Source organism: Patulibacter sp. NPDC049589 (assembly GCF_040675535.1).
In the GTDB taxonomy this organism is placed as follows: domain Bacteria; phylum Actinomycetota; class Thermoleophilia; order Solirubrobacterales; family Solirubrobacteraceae; genus Patulibacter.
The window spans coordinates 1-3,837 of the sequence record NZ_JBFAPC010000104.1 but is presented as its reverse complement, the minus strand read 5'-3'; the positions used below and the strand labels follow the sequence as shown (position 1 = coordinate 3,837).

The following is a 3,837-nucleotide window of genomic DNA, read 5'->3' as shown; positions in this document are numbered from 1 at the left end:
GACCGCGGGTCCCCCGGGACGCGGCGCGGGCCCGGGGCCGCGGAGCCGTCGGGCGTCGTCAGCCCGCGAAGGTCTCGCGGGCCCAGCGGGTCCAGCGCTGGAACCACTCGCCGAAGTCGCCGTCGTCCAGGCCGTAGGACGTGAGGATGACCTGGCCGGCGCCGAAGGGCCGGACGTCGTCCGCGGGGCGCTGGACGGCGACCAGGAGGCCGTCGCCCCAGCCGTCGACGGTCAGGCCGAGCTGGTGGGCCGTGCGGAACCAGACCTCGCCGGTCAGCTCCTCGCCGAACGGCGTGCGCGCGGCGTAGGGGGCGCCGACCTCGAGGCCGGCGGCGTCGGTCAGCCCGAGGGCGTCCCACGTCGGCGGCGCGCCGGCGCTCGGGAGACGACCCTGGAGCTCGATCGCGCGGCGCTCCTGATCGGGGTGGCGCTCGACGCCGAGGCGGAGCTGCTGGACGAACGTGGTCCAGCCCTCGTCGATGTCGTCGAACGCCGCGTCCGGATCGCCGTCGGCGGCCGGGCGGCGCAGCTCGACGACCGTGCCCGCCGGCGACTCGTGCAGGCGGAAGAGCCCGCCGCCGTGGGTCTCGAACCGCCGCAGCGACGGGGACTTCGACGTGCCGTCCCCGAAGATCATGTCGATCTCGTGGTCCAGGGAGTCGTGCTCCCAGCCGAACCAGCGGCCGATCAGGTCCGGCTCCGTCAGGAACGCCCACACGCGGTCGACGGGCGCCGCGAGCACCGCGCGGACGCGGAGGGGATCGTCGTCGCTGGTCATCGCGCGGCGGGCGGCGGGGCGTCAGACGCGGTCGGTGTCGACCGGCGCGACCGGGGCGTCGTCGGCCGGCGGGCCGTCCGCCTCGGGCGCCGCGGGAGCGTCGTCCTTCGGCGCGACGACGGCCGCGGTCTTCGGCGCCTTGTGGCGCATCTGCTCGAAGACGATGCCGGCGATCGTCAGGATCACGACGCCGACGATCAGCAGGTCGATGTGGCCCTGGATGAAGTCGACGGTCTTCTTCGGCAGCAGGTAGGCGGCGAGGTGGCCCAGCAGGATCAGGCCGGACGTCCACGCGATGGCGCCCAGGACGGACCAGATGAAGAAGATCCGGCGGTCCATGCTGACCGCGCCGGCGACGACGGCCGTGAACGTGCGGACGACCGGGACGAAGCGGGCCAGGAAGACGGTGATCGTGCCGTACTTCTGGAAGAAGACGTGCGAGCGTTCGAGGTGGTCCTTGCGGAAGAGCTTGGAGTCCTCCTTCGTGAACAGCGCCGGCCCGGCCCGGTGCCCGATCTCGTAGCCCACGAGGTTGCCGAGGACGGCCGCCATCGGCACGAACACGAGGAACATCCAGAGCGGGTCGGAGTCCGGCTGCGTGTACGACAGGATCCCGGCGCTCAGGAGCAGCGTGTCACCCGGGAGGAAGAAGCCGATCAGCAGGCCCGTCTCCGCGAAGATGATGATCAGGATCGCGATCAGGCCGTACTCGATGAAGATGTGCTCGGGGCTCAGCCACGAGGGGAGCAGGGCCAGCGGCGCCGAGAACTCGGCCAGGAGCGACGTCATCACGCGTGGGAGCGTATCGGGGCTCGATGAGGGAACCCTGAGTGGCTGCGCGCCACGCCCTCGCGACCCGGCTTCCGGCGGACGCCGCACGCGACCGTAGGCTCCGCGGATGTCCCGCGTGTGGTCAGGGCCGGCGGCCGAGGATCGGCAGGACCCCGGCCGTCCCGGTGAGCTCCTCGCCGCCGCCGCGGCCGTCCCGCTGCTGGCCGCCGTCGCCCTGGCGGCAGGGCTGCTGCCGTGGGGTGCACGCGCCGCGCTGGGCGTCGCGCTGGTGGTGATCGGGCTGCACGTCCGGGGGCTCGCGGCGGCCGCGCCGAAGGGGCCCGCGGGGCCGGGGCTGCTGCGCGCCGCCGGGATCGGGACGGCCGCAACGGGGGTGGTGCTCGCGGCCGTCGCCGTCGCGATCGGGCTGGACGGCGGGCAGCTGAAGCCGGTCCGACCGGAGGGCGAGATCTCGTCCAGCTACGCCGGGGTCTTCGAGGGGCAGCTCGGCGGGGTGGCCGGACCGCTGCTCGGGCTGGCGCTCCTGGGGGCCGGGATCTGGGGGCTGCGGACCGACGGCGCCGGCGGGCGCCGGGAGAGGGCGGCCCGTCGTCCGACCGGGAGCGGCTCGGCCACCGCGGCGGCGCTGGCCGGCGCCGGCGGGGCGCTGGCCCTCTTCGCGCTGACCGGACAGGGCGTGCTCGGGATCGGGGCGGACGCGCGGGCGGTGCTGCTCCTGGTCGCGGCGTCGGCCGTCGCCGCCGCCGTCGTCCGCGACCGGGGCCGGAGCGCGTGGTCCCGGGCCGCGGGGTTCGGGGCCGGGGTGCTCGTGGCGCTGGTCGTCGGCGAGGGCACGTCGCTCCTGGACGCCGTCGCCGGCGACCTGGCGGGCGTGCAGCCGCCGCTCGACTACCACGGGATCGTCCGCGGACTCCAGGCGGCGATGGCCTCCGGGGCGGCGGCCGTCCTCCTCGCGTTCGCGGTGCACCGGCGCGACGGGCTGGTCGGGCTGCTGCCGTTCGGGGTGCTGGTACAGGCGACGGCGGTCCGGGGGATCGCGACCGGGGTCGGGGTGCTGCTCGTGCCCGTCCTGGTCGCCGTCCTGATGGTCGCCACCCTCCTGGGGCGCGGGCCGCTCGCGGGGCGCCTCGCGCCGCCGGTCGCACGGGTCGTGCTGCTCGCCGCGGCGCTGGCGGGCGTCGCGGCGGGAGCGGGCCTGGCGTCCCAGGGGCTCGTGTCGTTCGGATCGCTCGATCGCGTCGACATGCCGGGGCTGATCTCCGGGGTCCTGGCCGTCGCGGTGGTGCTGGCCGGCGGGCTCCTCCTGGTGCGGACGCGGGTCCCGGGCGACCCCGGCGACGGCCCGGTCGGGACGGTCGGGGAGGACGGCGACCGGGCGGTCCGCCGGGTGGCGCCCACGCTCGACGCCGGCGCGATCGCCACGGCCGTCGCGACGATCGCGATCGTCGGCCTGTACTTCCTGCACCCCGTGTGGTCGACGGTCCGGGCCCTCGGCGTGTCCCCCTTCGAGGACCGCTGGGTGCAGGTGGCGGCGCTGGCGGTCGAGCTGGGGGTCGCCGCGTTCGTCGTCCACCGGCGGCAGACGCCGCTCGTGATCGCGGGCGGCGCCCTGGTCCTCGCCGACGTCCTCGGGCACGTGGGGCAGGTGCTGCTGTTCGCGAACGTCGACCACGGGCCGGGGGTGCTCGCCGAGGCGGCCGTGCTCAGCGGCCCGTCCGCCGGCCTCCTGCTGCTCCTCGGCGGGGCGGCCGCCCTCGGTCCGGAGCGGCGGGTCCGGTCGGCCCAGGCAGCCGCCGTCGCGACCGGGCTGGCGCTCGCGCTCACCGTCGACGGGACGGCGGGGGCGCTCGCGGCCGGCATCACCGACGACGACGGGAACCGCATCGGCGCGACGCTCGCCGGCGGGCAGGCGGCCGTGGCCCTGCTGCTCGCCGTCGTCGTGCTCGCGGGCACGGGGCTGCTCGCCGCGTCGGCCGTCCGGCGCCGGTCCGCCCCGGCGGCGGGCGTCGTCGTGCTGCTGGGCGTCCTCTCGGGGCTGCTCGTGGCCGGCATCGGCGTCGGCGTGCGGGACCAGGCGACGTCGGGCGGGTTCCCGTCGCCGTCGGACGCGGCCCTCGGGTTCGACGCGGTGGGGTCGTCGCTGCTGGACGCCGGCGGCGGGTGGGCCGTGGGGCTCGCGCTGCTCGCTGCCGCCCTGGGTGACGACGGCGAGCGCGCCGACGGCGACCAGGGTGGTGCGGGTGATGCGGGACATGGGATTCCTCGGT

At 76.5% G+C, this 3,837-nt stretch carries 3 protein-coding genes; 1 reads left to right on the top strand and 2 read right to left on the bottom strand.

Going from position 1 to position 3,837, the window contains the following annotated elements:
* Positions 1–58: 58 nt before the first annotated feature.
* Both AB0L40_RS18135 and AB0L40_RS18130 read right to left on the bottom strand, forming a co-directional pair.
* On the bottom strand, positions 59–778 hold the full coding sequence (locus tag AB0L40_RS18135; RefSeq protein ID WP_364357569.1) for a hypothetical protein: 720 nt from the start codon (positions 776–778) through the stop codon (positions 59–61).
* 21 nt (positions 779–799) lie between these two features.
* Positions 800–1,567 (bottom strand): VTT domain-containing protein, encoded by a 768-nt coding sequence (locus tag AB0L40_RS18130; protein ID WP_364357566.1) that lies wholly within the window; start codon positions 1,565–1,567, stop codon positions 800–802.
* Between the two features lie 109 nt (positions 1,568–1,676).
* Here AB0L40_RS18130 and AB0L40_RS18125 point away from each other — a divergent pair.
* On the top strand, positions 1,677–3,837 hold a 2,161-nt coding region (locus AB0L40_RS18125; RefSeq protein WP_364357563.1), incomplete at its 3' end, for a hypothetical protein.